The sequence below is a fragment of the Neohoeflea coraliihabitans genome (assembly GCF_019334345.1).
GTDB classification, from domain to species: domain Bacteria; phylum Pseudomonadota; class Alphaproteobacteria; order Rhizobiales; family Rhizobiaceae; genus Pseudohoeflea; species Pseudohoeflea coraliihabitans.
On the sequence record NZ_JAHWQX010000003.1, the window covers coordinates 738,498 to 759,674 of the forward strand.

Genomic DNA, 21,177 nt, shown 5'->3' on the forward strand with positions numbered 1-21,177 from the left:
GCCTTTGAATCATGGTGCGGCACCGAAGCGCCGGTCGTTCTACTGCCCGAGCAACCTTGCGGCAAACTCGCCGCCGCCGGCCCCCTGTTCCGCCGACGGCATCAGCATGGTCAGAATAAACGCGGCGAAAACGGCAAAGACAAGGCCGTCGACGCGGTCCATGACGCCGCCATGACCGGGAATCAGGCGGCTGGAATCCTTGGCGCCGAAACGACGCTTGACCCAGCTTTCGAACAGATCGCCGATCTGCGAGGCGATCGACAGGATCAGCGCCACCAGCGGCAGCGTCACGGTGAAGCTTATTCCCAGAGCCAGGGCGATGGCACTGCCGGCGATCACCCCGGCCAGGGCCCCGCACAGCGCGCCGGACCAGGTCTTGCCCGGCGAGATCGCCGGCGCCAGCTTCGGCCCGCCGAGCGCCCGGCCGCAGAAATAGGCGAGAATGTCGGTGGCCCAGACGATTGCGAGGATGAACACAAGCACGATGAGGCCGGCGGCGCCGCTGCCGCGCAGGGCGGCCAGGGCGAGCGCGAACAGGCCGGCATAGAAGATGGCCGTGGCTGTCCAGGGGGCCTGCCGCTTGACGAGCGCGATCCCGAGAGCAATTGCGGCGGCGAGCGCGACGGCGCCGAAGGCCTGGAAAAATGCGCCCCATGCAAGCAGGGCCGCCGCCAGGGCCGTGGCGCCCCAGCCAAGCGCCCAGCCGACCAGCTGGCGATGGCGCAGGGCTGCGATGGCCGCGAATTCATAGTAGATGAGCAGCGCCAGCAGGGCCGCCAGGGCGCGAAACCAGAGATCGCCTGCCCAGGTGAGCGCGAGGACGGGCACTGCCAGCACGATCGCCGAGATCACGCGCAGGCCAAGTTCGGATCTGATCATGAGCCGACGGCCAGGCCGGGCGCCGCAACGGCTCCGAATCGGCGCTCGCGGCTGGCATATTCATTCAAGGCCTGATGAAAGGCGGCCCTGTCGAAATCCGGCCACAGGCTGTCAACGAAGACCAGTTCGGCATAGGCCGCCTGCCAGAGTAGAAAGTTGGACAGCCGCTGTTCGCCGCTTGTGCGGATCACCAGATCCGGATCGGGAATGGCTGCGGTGTCGAGCAGTTCGGCCAGGCGCGTCTCGTCGATCTGATCGGGCTGCAGCGCTTTATCGCGCACGGCGCAGGCCAGTTTGCGCATGGCGCGGACGATCTCGTCGCGGCCGCCATAGTTGAAAGCGATGATCAGCGTGGCGCCGCTGTTGGCGGCGGTGCGGTCCTCTGCCTCGCGCAACAGGGCGCAAATATCGTCCTGCAGGGAATCGCGGCTGCCGATGACGCGGATGCGCACATTGGAGCGTGCCAGCTCGTCGAGATCCTTGCGGATGAACAGCTTGAGAAGGCCCATCAGGTCGGAAATCTCTTCCTGCGGGCGGCTCCAGTTCTCGGAGGAAAACGCAAACAGCGTCAGATAGTCGATCTTCAGCTCGCTGGCGGAGCGGACAAGTTCGCGGACCCGATCGACCCCGACCTTGTGGCCGGCCGTGCGCGGCAGGCCGCGCGCCTTGGCCCATCGGCCGTTGCCATCCATGATGACCGCGACATGACGGGGCAACTTCGAGGGGTCGAGACCCTGCATGCGTTTGCGCCTCCCACTTGCACACCGGCGATCCAAGGAATCAGCGGATCAGACGTGCATGATTTCCTTTTCCTTGTCGGCGAGCAAGCGGTCGATCTCGGAAATCACCCCATCGGTCAGCTTCTGCACGCGTTCGGAATCGCGGCGGCTGTCATCCTGGCTGATGTCGCCATCCTTTTCGGCCTTTTTCAAGCCTTCCATGCCGTCCCGGCGCACGTGACGCACGGCGACCTTGGCGTTCTCGGCATAGGTGTGCGCCACCTTGACCAGTTCGCGCCGGCGTTCCTCGTTGAGTTCAGGCAGCGGAATGCGCAGATTCTGACCGTCGATGATCGGGTTGAGGCCGAGATTGGCCTCGCGAATGCCGCGATCGACAGCGCCGACCGTCTGCTTGTCCCAGACGCTGACGGCAATCATGCGCGGCTCGGGCACCGAGACATTGGCGACCTGGTTGATCGGCACCTTGGACCCATAGGCCTCGACCAGCACCGCGTCGAGGATGTTGGCCGACGCACGTCCGGTGCGCAACGAGGCAAGATCCCCCTTGAAGGCGGTGATGGCGCCATCCATACGGCGCTGCAGCTCCTTGAAATCAACCGCGTCAGTCATCGTTTCTTTCCTTCTTTCGTGCCGGCTTCCTGCCGGTTTTCGTGCCCGCTTCGCACGGCGACACGCGAGCCTTGCGAATGCTGCCAAAGCGGATCGTGGCTGACCGCCCGGCCGTTACCTGTCGTTGACGATCGTCGCGCGGCCGCCGCCGGTCACGATCCTGGCGAAAGCGCCCTGCTCATGGATCGAGAACACGATGATCGGGATGGAGTTTTCGCGCGCCAAGGCTACGGCGGCGACATCCATCACCGCAAGCCCCTTTTGCAGCACCTCGTCATGCGTCAGGGTCTCATAGCGTGTTGCGTGCGGGTCCTTCTTCGGATCGGCGGAATAGATGCCATCGACCTGCGTGCCCTTCAGGATTGCTTCGGCGCCGATCTCGGCGGCGCGCAGCGCGGCTGCCGAATCGGTGGTGAAAAACGGATTGCCTGTGCCGCCGGCAAAGATCACCACCTTGCCGCGTCCGAGATGATGCAGGGCAAGGCGCTGGGAGAAGCTCTGGCAGATCTCCGGCATGGAGATTGCGGAGAGGACCTCGCAGTCCAGCCCGATCTTGCGCAGCGATGTGGCCAGCGCCAGGGCGTTGATGACGGTGCCGAGCATGCCCATGTGGTCGCCGGAGACGCGGTCACCGCCCCTCGAGGCCACGGCGACGCCGCGAAAGATGTTGCCGCCGCCGACAACGACGCCGACCTCGACCCCCAGGGCGCGGGCTTCGGCAATGTCGGATGCGATGCGGTCGGCGACAGTGACATCGATGCCGAAGCCTTGCTCGCCCATCAATGCCTCCCCCGACGCTTTCAACAAAACGCGCTTGTAGAGGGGAGTTGCTTCGCTCATTGCCAAATTTTCCGTATTGTTTGAGCCCGGATACACGAAGGGCACCGCGTTGTCACGCGATGCCCCTTGAAAAATCCGGTCGTAATGACAGCACTCAGCCCTTGGCGGCTGCCGCCACTTCGGCCGCGAAATCGCTCTCTTCCTTCTCGACGCCCTCGCCGAGCTGGAGACGCACGAAACCAGTGATTTCGACCGGCGCGCCGACTTCGGCCTCGGCCGCCTTGATGGCCTCGCCGACCGTCTGGTCGGGATTGATGACAAAGGCCTGCGAGAGAAGGACGACTTCCTCGTAGAACTTGCGCATCCGGCCTTCGACCATCTTTTCGATGATGTTTTCCGGCTTGCCGCTCTCGCGGGCCTGTTCGACGAAGACGGCGCGCTCGCGCTCGGCAACGGTGGAATCGACATCATCGGAGGTCAGCGCCAGCGGATTGGTCGCAGCGACATGCATGGCCACCTGACGGCCAATGGTCTTCAGGGCCTCTTTGTCGCCACCCGACTTCAGCGCCACCAGGACGCCGAGCTTACCGAGATTGTCGCTGACCGCATTGTGCACATAGCTGGCAACAACACCGGCATCGACCGACAGCTTGCTCGAGCGGCGGAACGTCAGGTTCTCGCCGATGTGTCCGACGGCATCCTTGACGGTGTCCTGCACGGATTTGCCGGTCGAGGATACGGTGGTGCCGGCAACGGCATCGACGGATCCATCGGTGGACAGGGCGGTCTGCGCGATCTGGCGCACGAGATCCTGAAAGGCATCGTTGCGGGCAACGAAGTCGGTTTCGGAATTGACCTCGACGACGACCGCCTCATTGCCGTCACCGGCAATGCCGATCAGACCTTCGGCAGCGGTACGGCCGGCCTTCTTGTCGGCCTTGGAGATACCCTTGGCGCGCAGCCAGTCGATGGCGGCTTCCATGTCGCCATTGGTCTCGGCCAGCGCCTTCTTGCAATCCATCATGCCTGCGCCGCTCTTTTCGCGCAGTTCCTTCACCATAGCAGCGGAGATGCTCATATCTGCCTCTTGTTCTTGAATGCGCCGAACGGGCGGAACCCGCCGAACGCAAAACTGGCGCCGTTGAAGCGCCCGTGAAAGGATCACGCGGCACCGGAGCCGTGCCGGAACCGCGTGATGCTGGTGTCTAGGGCCTGATTCAGGCCTTGGCTTCAGCCGATGCGTCGCCTTCCGGCGCGGCAGCTTCGCTCGCAGCGGGCTCGGCAGTCGGAGCGGCTTCAGCGGCCGGGGCTTCTTCCAGAGCCGGCTCGGCCGGTGCTTCGGAGGCGGCGCCGAGATCAACGCCGGACGCACCCTGCTGACGGGCAATGCCGTCGATGCAGGCGCGCGAGATCAGATCGCAATACAGCGAGATCGCCCGGGCCGCATCATCATTGCCCGGGATCGGGAAATCGACGACATCCGGGTCACAGTTGGAATCGATCACCGCCACGACCGGGATGCCAAGACGCTTGGCTTCCTGAATGGCGATCGACTCCTTGTTGGTGTCGATGACGAACATCAGGTCCGGCGTGCCGCCCATGTCGCGGATACCGCCCAGCGCGCGGTTCAGCTTTTCGCGCTCGCGCTCAAGATTGAGCCGCTCCTTCTTGGTAAAGCCCTGGGCATCGGCGGACAGAATTTCGTCGAGCTTGCGCAGGCGGGCGATCGAATTGGAGATCGTCTTCCAGTTGGTCAGCATGCCGCCGAGCCAGCGGGCGTTGACGAAGTACTGCGCCGATCTCTGAGCCGCGTCGGCGACGATTTCCGATGCCTGGCGCTTGGTGCCGACGAACAGAACACGGCCGCCCGAGGCGACGGTGTCGGAGACAAGCTTCAGCGCCTGGTGCATCAGGGGCACCGTCTGGCCGAGATCGATGATGTGCAGATTGTTGCGGTCGCCGAAGATGTACGGCTTCATTTTCGGGTTCCAGCGGTGAGTCTGGTGGCCGAAGTGAACGCCTGCCTCAAGCAACTGGCGCATGGTAAAATCAGGCAATGCCATGCCTTTACTCCTGTTTCCGGTTGAACCTCCGCGGGGCGTCAGCGTCGAGCGCCACCGGCGGAACGAACCGGATTTCTCCCGGGCCGTCCCATGCTCCGCGTGTGGAATGAGGCTGCCCATACAGGAGGTGAGAGAAATGTGCAAGCCCGCCGGCCGCGGTGAAGGCCCGCTTGGTGCCGGCGATCAGTCGTCGCAGGGCTCGCTGGCCAGCACTTCCAGCGCGCTCAGCTTGCCGACCAGCGCAAATTCGCCGTAGTCCATCATCAGATCGCGCGTGATGCCATCGGCGTAGAGCTTGAACTGGATGGAATAGACCGGCACGCCGTCGCCGGTCGGCGTATCGCTGAAATAGGAGATGGCGACCGGCCAGTAGTCACGGAGCGCCAGGGTCTCGATGCCGGCGATTTCCGGGTCCGCCGCGTCCGCCTTTCGCTTCTCGCCGAGCACCGTGTTGGTGATCAGCGCCTCGTCGGCCTTGTCGGAGCCGTCGAAAATGCGCGATTCATAAAAGGTCTCGCCGGCCCGCGCCTTGTTGATCAGCTCGATCAGATGCTCGGTCGGAAACAGGGCCTGCGGAAGAGCAAGGCTTTGCTCTTCCGGCTTTTCGATCTCGACACTGATGGCATCATCACCGAGGCGGGCCGTGCCCTTGACCTCGTAGTCGAGGCCGCGATTGACGTAGGACTTGGTCACGAAGTCAAAGGTATGGCGACGGATATCCTCGTAGCTGCTGGTCTGCTGGTCGGTGATGCGCACGCTCTCGCCCGTATCGATCTCGGTGACGAAGCGGAAACTGACCGTATAGCCATCGCAGGCCGTGCCGCCGAACTCGTAGACCATGCGGCCAAGCATGCTTTCGATACCGGACCGTTCGGAGGCTTCCTTCAAGGACAGATCATAGACCGCCCGGTGCGGCGTGAGGTTGGCGGCTGCATGCGCCGGCAGCGCGGGCAGCGTGAACGCAAGCAGCGCTGCGGACAGCGTCAGCCGGGCGCGCAAGGCAGCCTGGGCGTTGATCTTGGCGGCGAAAACCATCTTCGGCATTCAGATTGCTCCTGTCGAATCCCTGAGCGATGTTATATGAAGCGCTGACCGAAAAGCGAGAGGTTGCGGCGCGTCCGTTTCCATCGCGCGGCCCCTATGCAAACTGAAAGCAGAGACCCCATGACCAGCACCATCGCCTCCCGCCTCGCCGCCCGCAACATTGTCCTGCCGCAGGCCGCAGCGCCGGCCGCAAACTACGTCAATTATGTCCAGTCCGGCGCCCTGTTGTACATTTCCGGGCAATTGCCTTTGAAAGACGGCAGTCTCGTGGCAACGGGACTGCTTGGCCGCGATGTTGACGTGGAAACTGCACGGCAGGCCGCCGAAGTGTGCGCCATCAATATTCTGGCACAGGCCAGTGCGGCGCTCGATGGCGATCTCGAACGCATTGTCCGGGTGGTCAAATTGACCGGTTTCGTCGCCTCGACGGGCGATTTCACCGAGCAGCATCTGGTGATCAACGGCGCGTCCGACCTCGTCGCGGACATCCTCGGCGAGGCCGGCAACCACGCGCGCGCCGCTGTCGGCACGGCGAGCCTGCCGCTGAATGCCGCCGTCGAAGTCGACGCCATCATAGAAGTGCGCTAAGATCATGGCGCGCTATGCGGGCGATATCGGATGGCTGACGCAGCGGCCGATCGCGCATCGCGGCTATCACGACATGAACCGCGATGTCTGGGAAAACACGCTGACCGCCTTCGAGCGCGCCGTGGCGCAGGATTTCGCCATCGAGTGCGATCTGCAATTTGCCTGTGATGGCGTGCCCGTCGTCTTCCATGACGAGGATCTGGAACGGCTGTGCGGCCTGCGCGGCGATGTCCGGCTCCAGACCTCGGCGGAACTCGGCATGCGGCGGATCGGCGGCGGCCGCGATTCGATCCCGTCGCTGAAGACGGCGCTCGAGCGCGTTGCCGGCAGGGTGCCGATGATCCTTGAATTGAAGGGTCGGGGGGCGCGCGGCGAGGAAATCAGCGACGATGACGGGTTCGCCGAAGCGGTTCTCGAGGTTCTCGAAGGCTATGCCGGCAAGGTCGCCGTCATGTCGTTCAATGCGAATATTCTTCGCGATTTCATCGCAGCCGACTGCCCTCACCCGGTCGGACTGACGGCGGAAGGCACCACGCCGGAGCAGTTTTACGAGCACGAGGATGCGATGGACATGGGGCTGGACTTCCTCGCCTACCGGGTCGAGCATCTGCCCAACCCGTTCGTCGAGGGCGTGCAGCGGCTCGGCCTGCCGGTGTTGTCATGGACGGTGCGCACCGAAGAGATGCGCGCATGCAGCGATGCCTATGCGCATCAGATGACCTTTGAGGGGTTTGACCCGGACCAGGACCCCGCCGAGTGAGGCGCCGCCCCCGGCATCGGGACGTTGTGGCCTTAACTGCCCGCCCCGTGCACCGGCCTTGCCTCGCGGCGGCGGGTGCATAGATGAACTGAAAGGCGCGCATGCGGGCTTCTCCCGCGACGCCGCACGCGGAGACCTTCCCCTGCCGAATTCTGCAAGCGAACATACGCTCGAGACGATCAGCGAACTGGCCACGATCCCTGCCGAGGAGTGGGCAACGCTGGCGGGAACCGCGATCGGCAGCAGCGCGGGCGGCGCGCGCGGCGCGGGCGATGTCGCCTTCAACCCGTTCGTGTCGCATGCTTTCCTGTCGGCGCTGGAAGAATCAGGCAGCGTCGCGGCGAAGACCGGCTGGCTGCCGCAGCACCTGATCCTGCGCGACGGAGCGGGCAAGCTTGCCGGTGCCCTGCCCGCCTATATCAAAAGTCATTCGATGGGCGAATATGTGTTCGACCATGCCTGGGCCGACGCCTTTGAGCGGGCCGGCGGGCGCTATTATCCCAAGCTGCAATGTTCCGTGCCGTTCACCCCGGCGACCGGGCCGCGGCTCTTGGTCCCGGCGGGCAGGGATCGCGCCGTGACAGGCGAGGCGCTGGCGGCCGGAGCGCGCACGCTGGTCGACCAGCACGGCCTGTCGTCGGCGCATGCCACCTTCGTGCCGGAAAGCGAAGTGGCGGCATTTGCCAGCGCCGGTTACCTGCACCGCACCGACCAGCAGTTCCATTTTCTCAATCCCGGCTATGGCGGCTACGAGGATTTTCTCGAAACGCTCGCTTCGCGCAAGCGCAAGAATCTCAGGAAGGAACGACAGGCGGCGCGCGACAACGACATCGAGATCGTCTGGCTGACCGGCGCGGCGCTGACCGAGGCGGCCTGGGATGCCTTTCACGCCTTTTATCTCGACACCGGCAGCCGCAAATGGGGCCGGCCCTATCTCAATCGCCGCTTCTTTTCGCTGATCGGCGAGCGCATGGCCGACCAGGTGCTGCTGGTGATGGCGCGGCGGCAGGGCCGCTTCATTGCCGGAGCGCTCAATTTCATCGGCGGCGATTGCCTGTATGGCCGGCATTGGGGCTGCGTCGAGGACCATCCCTTTCTGCATTTCGAGCTCTGCTACCATCAGGCGATCGATTTCGCGATCGCGCACAAGCTGGCACGGGTGGAGGCCGGTGCTCAGGGCCAGCACAAGCTGGCGCGCGGCTATCTGCCAGTGACCACGCATTCCTGCCATTACATCGCGCATCCGGGACTGCGCCAGGCGGTGGCCGATTACCTGGAGCACGAGCGCGCCGATGTCGCGGAGATGGGCGACGTCTTGGCGGCGCACGGGCCGTTCCGCAAGAGCGATGCACCGGCACAGGCGCGCAAGGATGATCCAGCGGCGCAGTGACTTGACCGGCACCGCAAGCGGGCTACAACGACAGCATGATATCGGGAGATAGTGATGACCGCACCGGCCTATGACGACAACAACATCTTTGCCAAGATCCTGCGCGGCGAGTTGCCGTGCGAAAAGGTGTTCGAGGACGATGCGACGCTGGTGATCATGGACATCATGCCGCGCGGCGACGGGCATTGCCTGGTGCTGCCGAAGGCGCCGTCGCGCAACATCCTCGACGTTGAGCCCGACAGCCTGGCCGCCGTCGCCCTGACGACACAGAGGATGGCGCGCGCGGTCAGGGAGGCGTTCGGCGCTGACGGCGTGACGGTGCAGCAATTCAACGAGAGTGCCGGCGGCCAGATCGTCTTCCACCTGCATGTGCACGTCATCCCGCGTTTTGACGGTGTCGCCCTCAAACCGCATACGGGAACCATGGAAGATAGCGCGGTGCTGAAGGCCAATGCCGAGAAGATCCGCGCCGCACTCAACGGCTGAGGGTCAGAGCAGCAGACGTCCGAGAAAAAGGGTGGCGACGGCTGAGAGTATGCCGATCCACGGCTTGCGGCCGGTCGCGAGAAAAAGTCCGAAGCCGAAAATCGCTGCGCCGATGCGCAAAGCGAGCGGAAAATCCTGCAGGGCGCCGCTCGGGTACAGGATCAGTTTCGCAATCACGGCGGCCACGAGAGCGGTGGCGACGGCGCGCACCCAGATCAGCAGCGGCGCATCATCGGCAAGCCGGTTGCCGATCAGCACGCCCAGCCAGCGCCAGATGTCGGTGGCGAGCCAGCCGGCAATGATGATGAACAGATAGGGCCACCACCAGGTGTCCAGGCTCTCCCAGGTCATCGGTCACGTCCCTCATCCGCTGCCGCGCCGGTGCCCTGCCCCGTCTCTTCCGCGTCCGCTGCCGGTTTCCTGCGGCGTCCGACCAGACGGTCAAATGCGAAGGCCAGCGTGCCGGCGACGATGCCCGTGTAGAGAATATCGAAGTCGGGCGCGATCAGATGAAACAGCGGCGCGCCGAGAAGGCCGGCAATCATCGCGTAATGCGCGATGCGGTCGCGCGCCGAGGCCCAGATCGAGGTCAGAAAATAGATCGGCGTGAGAAAGAACAGCGTGCCGGCGACAATCGGCGGCAGTTTTTCCACAAACACGAAGACAGCGGCCACGACCGCCGTCACCGTCGTCGTCAGGGTCAGCGCGAAACCGAGAAAAAAGCGAAGCCGCTGGTCGACCGGCACGCTCCGGATGCGCTCCATGGTGAACACCCAGGCGGTGACGGCGATGAAGTGCGAGGCGAACAACAGCACCCAGATCGAGGTCTTGCGGCCGCGTATTTCCGGGATCAGCGCCGCGACCATCGGCAACAGGCGGATCGACGAGAGCGTGACGGTCAGAAATGCAGCCGGCAGCGACGCATTCGCCAGGATCGAACTGATCAGCAGCACCATCGCCGGCAGGGCCCAGACGATACCGGTCATGAAAACCGCATGCTCGAGCAACAGGCCCGCCTCTGACGCGAAGCCGGTAAAGCCGACAAAGGAGGTGATGAGGATCAGGGCCGGAAGAGAGAAAATGCCTCGCATTCCCTGCAGGAACCAATAGGCTCCGGCCCGCTCGCTGGCTGTTGTCATGGCTTCTGGTAGAGCTTTTTGCGCATCCGGAAAAGCAAAAACAGCGCACCGTCACTGGTAAAAAAATGCCCCGAAAATTCGGGGCATTTCAGCTAACTCACTCAGGACGCAAGGCGGCTAGCGCTTGCGCGGCACTTTCGGGACGGCGCCGTCACGCTTGCTGCGCGAAGGCGTCGTTGCACCGCTTGCCGGCTTGTCCGGCTTACCGGACTTCTCATCCGCCGCCGAAGAGGCTTCGGCTGCGGCTTCCGCATCCGGCTTCTTCGGTTTTGCCGATTTGCGCGGCGTGCCGGAGCTGCCGCCCGCATCCTTGGATTTGCGCGGCGCCCTTGCCGTCTTCGGCTTCGGCGTCTTGTCGGCCTTCGGCTTGACCTTGCGCTCGGCCGGGATGCTTTCCAGCAGCAGACCGCGTGTGCCGTCCTCGCGGGTGCCGACCGTGACCTTGACGGTGCCGCCATCCTTGAGCTTGCCGAACAGCAATTCATTGGCCAGCGGCTTCTTGATGTGCTCCTGAATGACGCGGCCGAGCGGCCGTGCGCCCATGCGTTCGTCATAGCCCTTCTCGGCCAGCCAGCGCACGGAGTCCTCGCCGAGATCGAAGGTGACATTGCGCTCGGCAAGCTGCGCTTCAAGCTGCATGACGAATTTCTGCACCACCATGTTGACGACCTGCGGCGGCAGCGGACCGAACGGAATGATGGCGTCGAGACGGTTGCGGAATTCCGGCGTGAACAGCCGGTTGATCGCTTCCATGTCGTCGCTGTCGCGCTTGGACGAGCCAAAGCCGATCGCCGCCTTGGCGAGATCCTGGGCACCGGCATTGGTGGTCATGATCAGGATGACGTTGCGGAAGTCGATCTTCTTGCCGTTGTGGTCGGTCAGCGAGCCGTGGTCCATCACCTGCAGCAGGATGTTGAACAGGTCCGGATGCGCCTTCTCGATCTCGTCGAGCAGCAGGACGCAATAGGGGTGCTGATCGACGCCATCGGTGAGAAGGCCACCCTGATCGAAGCCGACATAGCCGGGAGGCGCGCCGATCAGCCGCGAGACCGTATGGCGCTCCATGTATTCGGACATGTCGAAACGCAGCAGTTCGACACCGAGCGAACTCGCCAGCTGGCGCGCCACTTCGGTCTTGCCGACACCGGTCGGGCCGGAGAACAGGTAGCTGCCGATCGGCTTGTCGGGCTCGCGCAGGCCGGCACGCGCCAGGCGGATGGCGGCCGTCAGCGCATCGATCGCCGGATCCTGACCGTAAACGACCGAGCGCAGTTCCTTGTCGAGATTGGCCAGCACCGTCTCGTCATCCTTGGACACGGTCTTGGCCGGAATGCGGGCCATGGTGGCGATCGTCGTCTCGATGTCGGCATCGGTGATGCTCTTGCGCCGCTTGCTCGCCTCGAGAAGCATCTGCGAGGCGCCGGTCTCGTCAATGACGTCGATGGCCTTGTCGGGCAGCTTGCGGTCGGTGATGTAGCGCGCCGACAATTCCACCGCCGCCTTGATGGCGTCGTCGGTGTATTTGACCGAATGATACTCCTCGAAATAAGGCCGCAGGCCCTTGAGGATCTCGACCGCGTCGTCGGTCGTCGGTTCGTTGACGTCGATCTTCTGGAAGCGGCGGACAAGCGCCCGGTCCTTTTCGAAGAACTGGCGATATTCCTTGTAGGTGGTCGAGCCGATGCAGCGGATGGCCCCGGAGGACAGCGCCGGCTTGAGCAGATTGGAAGCATCCATGGCGCCGCCGGACGTGGCGCCGGCGCCGATCACCGTGTGGATCTCGTCGATGAACAGGACAGCGCCGGGAAGATCCTCGAGTTCCTTGACGACCTGCTTCAAGCGTTCCTCGAAGTCACCGCGATAGCGGGTGCCCGCCAGCAGCGAGCCCATGTCGAGCGAGAAGATGGTGGCATCGGCCAGCACTTCCGGCACGTCGCCCTCGACGATGCGCTTGGCCAGACCCTCGGCAATCGCCGTCTTGCCAACGCCGGGATCGCCGACATACAGCGGGTTGTTCTTCGAACGGCGGCACAGGATCTGGATCGTCCGGTTGACTTCCGTGCTGCGGCCGATGAGCGGATCGATGCGCCCGTCCTGCGCCTTCTCGTTGAGATTGACGCAATAGGCCGTCAGGGCGTCCTGGTTCTTCTTCTTGGCACCCTCTTCCGCCTCGGCACCGGCCGGCTTGTCTTCCTCGGCCTCGGGTCCCTGCGCTCCGCGCACGGTGCGTTCCTCGCCGGAACCGGGCCGCTTGGCGATGCCATGCGAGATGAAGTTGACGGCATCGTAACGGGTCATTTCCTGCTCCTGCAGGAAATAGGCCGCGTGGCTCTCGCGCTCGGCGAAGATGGCGACGAGCACGTTGGCCCCGGTGACCTCCTCGCGGCCGGAGGACTGGACATGGATGACGGCGCGCTGAATGACGCGCTGAAAGCCGGAGGTGGGCTTGGAGTCCTCGTTGTAGCCGGTGATCAGATTGTTGAGTTCCTTGTCGACGTAATCGGCCACGGTCCCCCGCAACACGTCCAGGTCGACATTGCAGGCGCCCATGACGGCCGCCGCATCGGGATCCTCGATCAGCGCCAGCAGCAAATGCTCAAGCGTTGCGTATTCGTGATGCCGCTCATTGGCAAAGGTGAGCGCCTGATGGATGGCACGCTCGAGACTTGTTGAAAAACTTGGCAAGTTCAGGTCCTCATTTCTTTTCCATCACGCACTGGAGCGGATGGTCGTGCTCCCGGGCAAAGTCCATGACTTGCGTGACCTTGGTTTCCGCCACTTCAAAGGTGAAGACGCCGCATTCACCCACACCATGATTATGCACATGCAACATGATTCGCGTCGCCTGCTCGCGATCCTTTTGAAAAAACTGCTCGAGCACGTGGATGACGAACTCCATCGGCGTGTAGTCATCGTTGAGCAGCAGGACGCGGTACAGACTCGGCCGCTTGATCTGCGGGCGGGTCTTGGTGATGACCTGTGTTCCGCGATCGGGCGGCGTATCGCCGGGCTTCTTGTCGGCCTGCATGACGAAGTGTTTGGCTCGCTCCATCAAAATCCGCATTCCCGTCAGTACCCTCTTCATTTCCGGCGCACCGGATTCGTCTCACTGTCTGAGGGAGTAACTTAATCCTTCACGAGGCGATTTTAAGCCCCCCGGCCAGCCGATGTCCCACTTTTTCGACGCATTGCGGCCGCGTGCGGCGCGAATGCAAGGATGGGGACGAACAAAAACCCGGCCGCGACAGGTCGCGACCGGGTGCAATCGGGATCAGAATTGCCGGCAGACCGGCAGGCCTTGCGCCTTCGGATCAGGCGTTGGCCTTGGCGAAAGCGTCTTCGAAGGGCTTGTAGCTCTGCTTGGCAAGATCGGTGTAGAGCTCGCCGATCTTCGTGGCCTGGGCGACAAAGCCCTCATAGGCCGACTTGGCGTAATCGGTCTGAATTTCGAAAGCCTTGTCGAGGCTCTTGGCCGTGGCCAGCTGTTCAAAGGCAGCGGCGCCATCCTCGTAGGACTTCTTGGAGTACTCGGCGGATTCAGCAGCGATCTGCTGCATGCCCTTGGTCACCGACGAAACGGTTGTGAGCATGTTGTCCATGGCTTCCTTGGTGATCTTGGAGGCGTCAAAGTTCATCATTTCGGGGTCCAGTGCAATTTGAGAGCCGCCGGATGGGGGTCCGGATGGCGGCGGTGGGCAGCAAATATATGCAACGCAGCATGGTGTCAAGTATTTTTTGTGCATTGCACAATACGCGACCCTTCCGGGGTGCGCACCTCGTCGCCTTCCCCCTTGCCTGAGTGGCCTGTTTTGTTTCATCGCGGTGCAGATCGGCACGCCCATGCCGCAGCGGAAAGGAAGCGTTCATCATAAACATTTTGGTAACGCTGCTTGGCTACTCTGCTCTTCCAGTGGCGACGGACAGGGCGTCGTCAGTGTGTTCCGACAAAAGAGATCAAAGTGTATCAGCGTATCAAGCTCAATGGCGGACAGTTCAGGATCGGCAGGATCCGACTGGCGCGCCTTGCGATGGCTGCGGCCATGCTCACCCTCGCCGCCCCGACGGCCCCGGCGAGCGCCAATTCCAAATATGCGGGCATCGTCATCGATGCCAAGACCGGCGAGACGCTCTACAATTCGAGCGGTGACGCGCAGCGGTATCCGGCATCATTGACCAAGATGATGACGCTTTACATGCTGTTCGAGGCGCTGGAGAGCGGGCGCGTCAATCTGTCGACGCGCATTCCGTTTTCAGCGCATGCGGCCGCCGAACCGCCGACCAAGCTCGGTCTGAAAGCCGGCCAGTCGATCAGCGTCGAGACCGCGATCCTGTCGCTGGTTACCAAATCGGCGAATGATGCCGCGACCGCCACCGGCGAATTTCTCGGTGGCTCGGAAGCCCAGTTCGCGCGCATGATGACCGCCAAGGCGCGGCAGTTGGGCATGAACCGGACGACCTTCCGCAACGCCAGCGGCCTGCCCGATGGCCGCCAGGTGACCACGGCGCGCGACATGGCCCGCCTCGGCATCGCGCTGCGCGAGCACTACCCGCAATATTACAAGTATTTCTCCGTGCGCTCCTTCACCTTCGGAAAGACGCGGATGGGCAATCACAACCGGCTGCTCGGCAAGGTCCGCGGCGTCGATGGCATCAAGACCGGCTATACGCGGGCTTCCGGGTTCAACCTGGTCAGTTCCGTGGTTGCCGACAACCGCTCGATCGTCGCCGTGGTGATGGGCGGACGCACCGGCGCCTCGCGCAATGCGCAGATGGAAAAGATGATCCGGCTTTATCTGCCCAAGGCTTCCAAGCATGGGCCGGGTATCAACATTCCGAAACCGGGCGGCGTGATCGCCGTGGCGGCCTTGCAATTGCCCGACGTCGGTCCGGTGCCTGCCCTGCGTTACGGCGCCAACAACCGCATCGCCCTCGCCTATGCCGCTCCGGCACCGAAGCCGGTGCTCGGGCGGGCGGCGCTGGTGGAAACGCTGATCCGGCAACAGCAGGTGACCGAGCCGGCAAGAGCAAGCATTGCCGCGCCGCTGCCGCCTGAGCCGATCGGTTCTGCCTCAGCCGCGGCCATCGATCCGGTCACCACGGCCAGCACGCAGCCTCGCGCTGCGGCCGGCTCCGAGACAGGCACGCGGCCCGAGGGCTGGCAGATCCAGATCGGCGCGATGCCCGATCGCGGCGCGGCGCTTGCGCTGCTCGACAAGGCGCAGTCCGCCGGCGGCAACCGCCTGAGCGGCACCGCGCCCTTCACGATGACCTACACCAAGGGTGCGACGCAGCTTTATCGGGCGCGGTTCGCCGGCTTCTCCGGACAATCGAGTGCCGTTGCCGCCTGCCGCACCCTGAAGAAAAAGGGCTTTGGCTGCTGGGCCACGCCGAACTGATCCGCCAGGCCGGTCGTATCGTCATGTGTGAGATGACAGCGACAGGCCGGGCATAACCGAAAGACCCGCGCCGGAGGGGGGATCCGGCCAATCGAGGGCAAGTTCAAGCCCACCACCGGGACGGTTCGTATCGCCGCCCGGAACCCGAAAATGTTATTTGCGTATTGGGGAACTACACATGTCGACGCAAGAGAAAATCCTTGGCAGCGTTGAGCCTGGAGGCAAGCGCCGCCGATCCACCCGTGTCGGGATGCACCCGCTTCATGAGGCGGCGATGCGCCTGGCGGATCTCGGTCTCGGCCGCTCCCGGAGCAAGCCCAAGGATCTCGTAGGCCTCCTGCTCTGTCATGGGGCCAGAGCCTGGCGGAGTTCCCAGCCCCGCGCCGGCCTGCGCGTCCGGGCCGTCACGCCAGTCGGCTATGCGGCGGTCAAGATACGTTTCCAGTAATTCGCGGCTTTCCGGCCAGGCTGCCATCTCGGCGTGCAACGCCAGGAGCTCTTGGTCGGTCAGTTCGTTGAGCTCGGAACCGTTGCGGCTGCCCTTGAGCACCATGCCGTTGATCTCGCCACTGTCGAGGTCAAGTTCCATCATCAGAGCATCCGCGTAAACGCGGGATTTCTGGCCCGGGCGGCGTGTCGCCCGGGCTTTCTTGACGGAATGGCGCAGCAGCAGGACCGCGCCGCTGAGGATCGGCATGCCGAGAAAGGCCTTGCCGGTGAACAGCAGCACGCCGCCGACCAGGGTCAGCAGGCCGACGCCGAAATAGCGCAGCGCCTGGGCGACGCGTTCAGGCCGCGCACCGATGATCCAGCGGACGGCGGCGGCGAGAACCGCCAGCGCAACAACGATCAGCAGGACGCGGATCATGCGTTGCCCCGTTTATCGCCGCGATCCGGCGGCAGCTGGCGCAAAAGCAGCCGCGCCGCCTCGCCGCCCTGGTGTTCGAGCGCGACGCGGCCACCGCTGGCATAACGCGCCACGGCGCCGAGCAGCGCCTTGAGTTCGGCCGCTGCGGCGGCGTTGAAGCGCGCATAGGCGCCGCCCGACAAACGCGCGATTTCGCGGAATGCGGCTTCGGCGGCCGGATCGCCGCCCTCATGGAACATGAAGCAGGGCAGCTTGCGCAGGCCGAGTTCGCCGGCGAGAACGCAGAGCTGATCGACATTCTCCTCCATTGCGTCGCCGATATAGATGAGGGCGTTGACGCGTCCGCGACCAGCCTCGGCGCGCGCGTGTTTGAGCACCTTTTCGATCTGGGTGCGGCCGCCGCGGCAATCGATCTTCTGCATCAGGCGGGCCAACTCGCCCGAACGCCCGGTCCATTTCGAGGCGCGGCATTCGCCAAGTCCGCGAAAATAGAGAAGCTGGATCTCGAGCCCGTCCATCTCGTCGGCCACCTCGAACATCTCGGCCTGCAGTTCGCAGGCCAGATCCCAGGTCGGCTGACGGCTCATCGTCGCATCGAGCGCAAAGACCAGCCGGCCGGCACCGGTGGCGCCCTGGCGCTGCGCCAGGGCCTGGGCGGCTTGCTTGAAGGCCGCCAGCTCGGCGGCGCTGGAGCGCGGGACAACGGAATCGGAATCGCCCTTGCGCGGAGCCAGCGGCCGATCTTCCGGCTTGTCCTGAGCCTGTTCTCGAGCCTTGTCCGGGGTCTGATCTCGGGTCTTGTCTTTCATCGCCTCGATCCTTCCCGGGCCTTGTGGCGCGTCGCCTTTTCTCGCAGGGCTACCGCGGCGCAGGCAGCGGCCAGCGGCCTGTGCGACTGATCCTGCTCCCTCAATGTGGCGATCTGCATCATATCTGCAAGGGCGCAGATGCCTGGCGCCGAGCACGCGTGCCTTAATCGCGGTGCCCAGACACGCTTAAAGAAGACCGAGACTGGCCAGTTCACCCCGCAAGGCGGCGGGCAGTTCATCGCTGCCGTCGCTGGTGCCAAGATCACCCGGCGCATCCTCCGGCTTGAGGTAGCGCCAGCCCTGAAACGGCCGCCGCGGCTGCCAGCGCGTGGCATGCAGCACCGGTTCGAGCACCAGCCGGCAGCGCCCTGTTCCCTGCATGTCGGTAAAGGGTTCAACCGCGAGAAGGCGCTGGCGCGCCTGCACATTGCCCTTGATCACCCAATACAGCGATCCGCCGTCGATCAGATCGGCGCTGCGCTTGGGCTGCATGCGGGTGGTGTGCACATAGCGGTCGCCGCCGCCGGCCTGGCGCCGGGCAATCGCGGCCTGCAGGTCTTCCAGCGTCTCGACGCCGACGCAGAGCTTGATCAGATGGAGTGGCATAACCTGTCATTTAACGCGGGTGCGGTGGCGTCAAGAGCCATGACGCAATCGGCCGCCTGCAGACCACGTCGTCCACAGGCCGGTCCACAGCCCGGTCAGCATTCGACGACATTGACAGCCAGACCGCCCTTCGAGGTCTCCTTGTAGCTGTCACTCATGTCGCGGCCGGTCTGGCGCATGGTCTCGATGCAGGCGTCGAGCGAGACGAAATGCGTGCCATCGCCGCGGATCGCCAGCGACGCGGCGGTCACCGCCTTGACCGCGCCGAGGGCGTTGCGTTCGATACAGGGCACCTGCACCAGCCCGGCCACCGGATCGCAGGTCATGCCGAGATGATGTTCCAGCGCGATCTCGGCGGCATTTTCGATCTGATGCGGCGTACCGCCGAGTACGGCCGCCATGCCGGCGGCGGCCATCGCGGAGGCGGACCCGACCTCGCCCTGGCAGCCGACTTCGGCGCCGGAAATCGAGGCGTTGGTCTTCAGGATGCCGCCAATGGCGGCGGCGGTGAGAAGAAAGTTGCGGATCGCCTGGTCGTCGAGATCCTCGTGGAAGCGCACGAGGTAGCGCAGCACGGCCGGCACCACCCCCGACGCGCCATTGGTGGGCGCGGTGACGACGCGTCCGCCGGCGGCATTCTCCTCGTTGACGGCCATGGCAAACAGGCTGAGCCAGTCATTGGCCTGCAGCGGATTGACGCGGTTGGATTTCCAGTCGTCCTGCAGTTTCTCGTGCAGCGCCTGGGCGCGCCGCCGCACCTTCAGACCGCCGGGCAGATGGCCCTCGCCGCGCAGACCGCGCTCGACGCAGCCGTCCATCGCCTGCCAGAGGCGATCAAGGCCGGCATCGAGATCGGCGCCGGACATGTGAACTTCCTCATTGGCGCGCTTCATCTCGGCGATCGACAGGCCGGAGGACCCGGCCATCTCCAGCATCTCGCGGCCATTGGCGAAGGGATAGGGTACGCGGGGGCCTGCGCCGGGACCGGCAGCACCGGCTCCTGCAGCGTCCTGTTTGGCGGCGCGGCGTTTCTTTTCGGCCTCGAGTTCGATGTCGGAGAGGATGAAGCCGCCGCCGACCGAATAATAGACGCGGCGCAAGAGCAGCGTTTCATCGCGATCATAGGCCGTGAACACCATGCCGTTGGCATGGCCGGGCAGCGGCTGTTTGCGATCGAAGACGAGGTCGGTTGCCGGATTGAACTGATAGGTCGGATGTCCCTCGGGGCTGACCGCGCGATCACGCCGCACGCTTTCGACCAGCGTCTCCATGCTGTCGGGATCCACCGTGTCCGGCCGGGCGCCGCACAGGCCGAGAATGACGGCCCGGTCGGTTGCATGCCCGACGCCGGTGAAGGCGAGCGAGCCGTGCAGGCTGACCTTCAAGGCGCGCACCACGGCGCCGTGCGGGCGCGGCCAATCGGGCCCGGCAATCTCGTCAAGAAACCGGGCCGCCGCCGACATCGGACCCATCGTATGCGAGCTCGACGGCCCGACACCGATCTTGAAAATATCGAAAACGGAAAGAAACACGCTGCACCTACTCCCATCGCACGCCTCGTCGCCGCAGAGAGACTCAGTGTCTCCGCGTCGGCGCCATGCCACGCCCAGACTATACAGGGAGATGAAATGCTTGGCGATGAAGACCGACGCCTGTCCGCCTGGCAGCGACACGGTGGCGTCGGATTTCGTCAGGCTTCAGCGAGGCCGGGCGGCAGAGCGGAAATGCAAAAGGCAGCGCGGAGGATATCTCACGCGCTGCCTTTGTTCACTTGGGCAACCTGATCGCTCAGAAACCAGCGACGAGGTAGGCTACAACAAGAATTCCGGCAAAGCCGATCACTGCACGGGCTGTGATGCCCCAGCAGGACTTGGTTGTATCATCCATGATAACTCCGATTTGTCCCCTGTGACGCCGGTGCTCTGAAGCACGTGTGCCGGCGACGACAGCGAGGGTCTTAACTATCCGTTAAAGGTTTCGCAAGCGCAAAAGGCGCCAACCGATGCCCGGTTGTGCATAGCTGCTTCTCGCCAAATGCAAGTCTCGCAACGTTTCCAAACTGTTCGCTTTTTCCGCCCTTAACGTCCTCCTGACGGTTATCCACAATCAGACCGATATGGTTAACAAATCCTTAACTTCGGCACGCGGCCGCCCTGCCCGCCCCTAGCGAGGCGGCAAGCTTCGTGGCAAAACAATGACATGACCAGTCTCGATCTCGTTGCAGTGGTGTGGTTTCTCGTCTTGTGGATCGCGTTCTCGTTTGCGACACGCTCGAAGCGATTCGGCAGAAGCAGCCTGACGCAGATCATGAATGCGCGTCGTCGCGAGTGGTTCCGCATCGCCGCCGGGCGTGAGTTGAGAATGATCGACACCGCCATTCTCGGCGGCCTGCAGAACGGCACGGCGTTTTTTGCCTCGACGAGCGTGTTCGCCATCGGCGGGTGTTTCGCGCTGCTTGGCGCCACCGACGAAGTGCTGCTGGTGGTGCGCGATCTGCCCGTCGCGCTGCCGACCGACAAGACCGGTTTCGAGATCAAGGTGATCGGCCTGATGTCGATCTTCGCCTATTCCTTCTTCAAGTTTGGCTGGTCGTACCGGCTGTTCAATTATTCGTCGATCCTGTTCGGAGCTTTGCCCTCGGCGGATGCGAAGGACATCGACATCGCAACCCTTGAGGCGGGCGCCGATCGCGCCGCGCGGATGAACATTCTCGCCGGGCAGAGTTTCAATGCCGGGCTGCGGGCGATCTTCATGTCGATCGGCTTTCTCGGCTGGTTCGCCAGCGCCTGGATCTTCATGGCGTCGGCGCTCCTGGTGCTCGTCGTGCTGGTGCGGCGGCAATATTTCTCGCCGGCCCGTCTCGCCGCTGCCGTCGATCTGCCGCCCACGCCGTCTCCGCAACCCTAGTCGCAACCCGTGGCTTTCGCCGGGCGATTGCGGCATAAACCATGGCCATGCCTGCGCCGGGCGGGCGATCCTGGCGCGGGCCTGATATCGTCATTCTAGAAGCCCATCCACGG

At 63.9% G+C, this 21,177-nt stretch carries 22 protein-coding genes; 6 read left to right on the top strand and 16 right to left on the bottom strand.

Annotated elements, in window-relative coordinates:
* Window positions 1–39: 39 nt before the first annotated feature.
* The 7 genes from KY465_RS14530 to KY465_RS14560 all read right to left on the bottom strand — a co-directional run bounded on the left by KY465_RS14530 (window position 40) and on the right by KY465_RS14560 (window position 6,115).
* Window positions 40–879: a phosphatidate cytidylyltransferase gene (locus KY465_RS14530; protein WP_255561682.1), complete on the bottom strand. Its 840-nt coding sequence runs from the start codon at window positions 877–879 to the stop codon at window positions 40–42.
* A complete protein-coding gene (locus KY465_RS14535; protein WP_219202566.1) occupies window positions 876–1,619 on the bottom strand; it encodes an isoprenyl transferase in 744 nt (247 codons plus the stop codon). Before KY465_RS14535 ends, KY465_RS14530 begins: the two co-directional genes overlap by 4 nt.
* A gap of 48 nt (window positions 1,620–1,667) precedes the next feature.
* A complete protein-coding gene (frr, locus tag KY465_RS14540) occupies window positions 1,668–2,228 on the bottom strand; it encodes a ribosome recycling factor (RefSeq protein ID WP_219202568.1) in 561 nt (186 codons plus the stop codon).
* A 114-nt stretch (window positions 2,229–2,342) separates the two neighbouring features.
* Window positions 2,343–3,068, bottom strand: coding sequence for a UMP kinase (gene pyrH / locus KY465_RS14545; RefSeq protein ID WP_219202570.1), 726 nt, complete (start codon window positions 3,066–3,068; stop codon window positions 2,343–2,345).
* Window positions 3,069–3,162: 94 nt separating this feature from the next.
* Window positions 3,163–4,086, bottom strand: a complete 924-nt coding sequence (tsf, locus tag KY465_RS14550) for a translation elongation factor Ts (protein ID WP_219202572.1) — start codon at window positions 4,084–4,086, stop codon at window positions 3,163–3,165.
* Between the two features lie 139 nt (window positions 4,087–4,225).
* Complete coding sequence (gene rpsB / locus KY465_RS14555; RefSeq protein WP_219202574.1) at window positions 4,226–5,071, bottom strand: 30S ribosomal protein S2; 846 nt, start codon at window positions 5,069–5,071, stop codon at window positions 4,226–4,228.
* A gap of 183 nt (window positions 5,072–5,254) precedes the next feature.
* Window positions 5,255–6,115: a cell envelope integrity EipB family protein gene (locus KY465_RS14560; RefSeq protein ID WP_255561683.1), complete on the bottom strand. Its 861-nt coding sequence runs from the start codon at window positions 6,113–6,115 to the stop codon at window positions 5,255–5,257.
* A gap of 120 nt (window positions 6,116–6,235) precedes the next feature.
* Here KY465_RS14560 and KY465_RS14565 point away from each other — a divergent pair, with 120 nt between their 5' ends.
* From KY465_RS14565 to KY465_RS14580, 4 genes are all read left to right on the top strand, one after another.
* The gene (locus KY465_RS14565) at window positions 6,236–6,703 is read left to right on the top strand and encodes a RidA family protein (protein ID WP_219202576.1); all 468 of its coding nucleotides are present in this window, start codon (window positions 6,236–6,238) and stop codon (window positions 6,701–6,703) included.
* Window positions 6,704–6,707: 4 nt separating this feature from the next.
* Window positions 6,708–7,463: a glycerophosphodiester phosphodiesterase family protein gene (locus KY465_RS14570; protein ID WP_219202577.1), complete on the top strand. Its 756-nt coding sequence runs from the start codon at window positions 6,708–6,710 to the stop codon at window positions 7,461–7,463.
* Window positions 7,464–7,641: 178 nt separating this feature from the next.
* The gene (locus tag KY465_RS14575) at window positions 7,642–8,853 is read left to right on the top strand and encodes a GNAT family N-acetyltransferase (protein ID WP_219202812.1); all 1,212 of its coding nucleotides are present in this window, start codon (window positions 7,642–7,644) and stop codon (window positions 8,851–8,853) included.
* A 54-nt stretch (window positions 8,854–8,907) separates the two neighbouring features.
* The gene (locus tag KY465_RS14580; protein WP_219202580.1) at window positions 8,908–9,339 is read left to right on the top strand and encodes an HIT family protein; all 432 of its coding nucleotides are present in this window, start codon (window positions 8,908–8,910) and stop codon (window positions 9,337–9,339) included.
* Between the two features lie 3 nt (window positions 9,340–9,342).
* On the opposite strand, the gene KY465_RS14585 is transcribed toward KY465_RS14580, so the two are convergent.
* The 5 genes from KY465_RS14585 to KY465_RS14605 form a co-directional block, all read right to left on the bottom strand.
* A complete protein-coding gene (locus KY465_RS14585; protein WP_219202581.1) occupies window positions 9,343–9,690 on the bottom strand; it encodes an AzlD domain-containing protein in 348 nt (115 codons plus the stop codon).
* Window positions 9,687–10,478, bottom strand: coding sequence for an AzlC family ABC transporter permease (locus KY465_RS14590; protein ID WP_219202583.1), 792 nt, complete (start codon window positions 10,476–10,478; stop codon window positions 9,687–9,689). Before KY465_RS14590 ends, KY465_RS14585 begins: the two co-directional genes overlap by 4 nt.
* Before the next feature lie 117 nt (window positions 10,479–10,595).
* Window positions 10,596–13,163 (bottom strand): ATP-dependent Clp protease ATP-binding subunit ClpA, encoded by a 2,568-nt coding sequence (gene clpA / locus KY465_RS14595; protein WP_219202585.1) that lies wholly within the window; start codon window positions 13,161–13,163, stop codon window positions 10,596–10,598.
* A 10-nt stretch (window positions 13,164–13,173) separates the two neighbouring features.
* Window positions 13,174–13,530, bottom strand: coding sequence for an ATP-dependent Clp protease adapter ClpS (gene clpS, locus KY465_RS14600; RefSeq protein WP_428983025.1), 357 nt, complete (start codon window positions 13,528–13,530; stop codon window positions 13,174–13,176).
* Window positions 13,531–13,789: 259 nt separating this feature from the next.
* On the bottom strand, window positions 13,790–14,116 hold the full coding sequence (locus KY465_RS14605; protein WP_219202588.1) for a phasin family protein: 327 nt from the start codon (window positions 14,114–14,116) through the stop codon (window positions 13,790–13,792).
* A 390-nt stretch (window positions 14,117–14,506) separates the two neighbouring features.
* On the opposite strand from KY465_RS14605, the gene KY465_RS14610 reads away from it, so the two are divergent.
* Window positions 14,507–15,874, top strand: coding sequence for a serine hydrolase (locus KY465_RS14610; RefSeq protein WP_219202817.1), 1,368 nt, complete (start codon window positions 14,507–14,509; stop codon window positions 15,872–15,874).
* A gap of 172 nt (window positions 15,875–16,046) precedes the next feature.
* Here the strand turns inward: KY465_RS14610 and KY465_RS14615 are convergent, their stop codons facing one another.
* From KY465_RS14615 to KY465_RS14630, 4 genes are all read right to left on the bottom strand, one after another.
* Window positions 16,047–16,742 carry a DnaJ domain-containing protein gene (locus KY465_RS14615; RefSeq protein ID WP_219202590.1) on the bottom strand — a complete coding sequence of 232 codons (696 nt, stop codon included), beginning with the start codon at window positions 16,740–16,742 and terminating at the stop codon, window positions 16,047–16,049.
* Window positions 16,739–17,551 carry a VWA domain-containing protein gene (locus tag KY465_RS14620; protein WP_255561685.1) on the bottom strand — a complete coding sequence of 271 codons (813 nt, stop codon included), beginning with the start codon at window positions 17,549–17,551 and terminating at the stop codon, window positions 16,739–16,741. Before KY465_RS14620 ends, KY465_RS14615 begins: the two co-directional genes overlap by 4 nt.
* 186 nt (window positions 17,552–17,737) lie before the next feature.
* Window positions 17,738–18,157: a DUF1489 family protein gene (locus KY465_RS14625; protein WP_219202591.1), complete on the bottom strand. Its 420-nt coding sequence runs from the start codon at window positions 18,155–18,157 to the stop codon at window positions 17,738–17,740.
* Between the two features lie 95 nt (window positions 18,158–18,252).
* The gene (locus KY465_RS14630) at window positions 18,253–19,689 is read right to left on the bottom strand and encodes an L-serine ammonia-lyase (RefSeq protein WP_219202592.1); all 1,437 of its coding nucleotides are present in this window, start codon (window positions 19,687–19,689) and stop codon (window positions 18,253–18,255) included.
* A gap of 667 nt (window positions 19,690–20,356) precedes the next feature.
* Between KY465_RS14630 and KY465_RS14635 the strand changes: the two genes are divergently transcribed.
* Window positions 20,357–21,064: a DUF599 domain-containing protein gene (locus KY465_RS14635; RefSeq protein WP_219202593.1), complete on the top strand. Its 708-nt coding sequence runs from the start codon at window positions 20,357–20,359 to the stop codon at window positions 21,062–21,064.
* The last annotated feature ends 113 nt before the right edge of the window (window positions 21,065–21,177 follow it).

Coding starts and splice junctions, on each gene's coding strand:
- KY465_RS14625 (WP_219202591.1), bottom strand. CDS start 18,157: ATGCCACTCCATCTGATCAAGCTCTGCGTCGGCGTCGAGACGCTGGAA.
- clpS (WP_428983025.1), bottom strand. CDS start 13,530: ATGGAGCGAGCCAAACACTTCGTCATGCAGGCCGACAAGAAGCCCGGC.
- KY465_RS14615 (WP_219202590.1), bottom strand. CDS start 16,742: ATGATCCGCGTCCTGCTGATCGTTGTTGCGCTGGCGGTTCTCGCCGCC.
- KY465_RS14610 (WP_219202817.1), top strand. CDS start 14,507: ATGGCTGCGGCCATGCTCACCCTCGCCGCCCCGACGGCCCCGGCGAGC.
- KY465_RS14570 (WP_219202577.1), top strand. CDS start 6,708: ATGGCGCGCTATGCGGGCGATATCGGATGGCTGACGCAGCGGCCGATC.
- KY465_RS14635 (WP_219202593.1), top strand. CDS start 20,357: ATGACCAGTCTCGATCTCGTTGCAGTGGTGTGGTTTCTCGTCTTGTGG.
- KY465_RS14585 (WP_219202581.1), bottom strand. CDS start 9,690: ATGACCTGGGAGAGCCTGGACACCTGGTGGTGGCCCTATCTGTTCATC.
- KY465_RS14620 (WP_255561685.1), bottom strand. CDS start 17,551: ATGAAAGACAAGACCCGAGATCAGACCCCGGACAAGGCTCGAGAACAG.
- KY465_RS14530 (WP_255561682.1), bottom strand. CDS start 879: ATGATCAGATCCGAACTTGGCCTGCGCGTGATCTCGGCGATCGTGCTG.
- KY465_RS14590 (WP_219202583.1), bottom strand. CDS start 10,478: ATGACAACAGCCAGCGAGCGGGCCGGAGCCTATTGGTTCCTGCAGGGA.
- rpsB (WP_219202574.1), bottom strand. CDS start 5,071: ATGGCATTGCCTGATTTTACCATGCGCCAGTTGCTTGAGGCAGGCGTT.
- pyrH (WP_219202570.1), bottom strand. CDS start 3,068: ATGAGCGAAGCAACTCCCCTCTACAAGCGCGTTTTGTTGAAAGCGTCG.
- frr (WP_219202568.1), bottom strand. CDS start 2,228: ATGACTGACGCGGTTGATTTCAAGGAGCTGCAGCGCCGTATGGATGGC.
- KY465_RS14565 (WP_219202576.1), top strand. CDS start 6,236: ATGACCAGCACCATCGCCTCCCGCCTCGCCGCCCGCAACATTGTCCTG.
- tsf (WP_219202572.1), bottom strand. CDS start 4,086: ATGAGCATCTCCGCTGCTATGGTGAAGGAACTGCGCGAAAAGAGCGGC.
- KY465_RS14605 (WP_219202588.1), bottom strand. CDS start 14,116: ATGATGAACTTTGACGCCTCCAAGATCACCAAGGAAGCCATGGACAAC.
- KY465_RS14560 (WP_255561683.1), bottom strand. CDS start 6,115: ATGCCGAAGATGGTTTTCGCCGCCAAGATCAACGCCCAGGCTGCCTTG.
- KY465_RS14535 (WP_219202566.1), bottom strand. CDS start 1,619: ATGCAGGGTCTCGACCCCTCGAAGTTGCCCCGTCATGTCGCGGTCATC.
- KY465_RS14580 (WP_219202580.1), top strand. CDS start 8,908: ATGACCGCACCGGCCTATGACGACAACAACATCTTTGCCAAGATCCTG.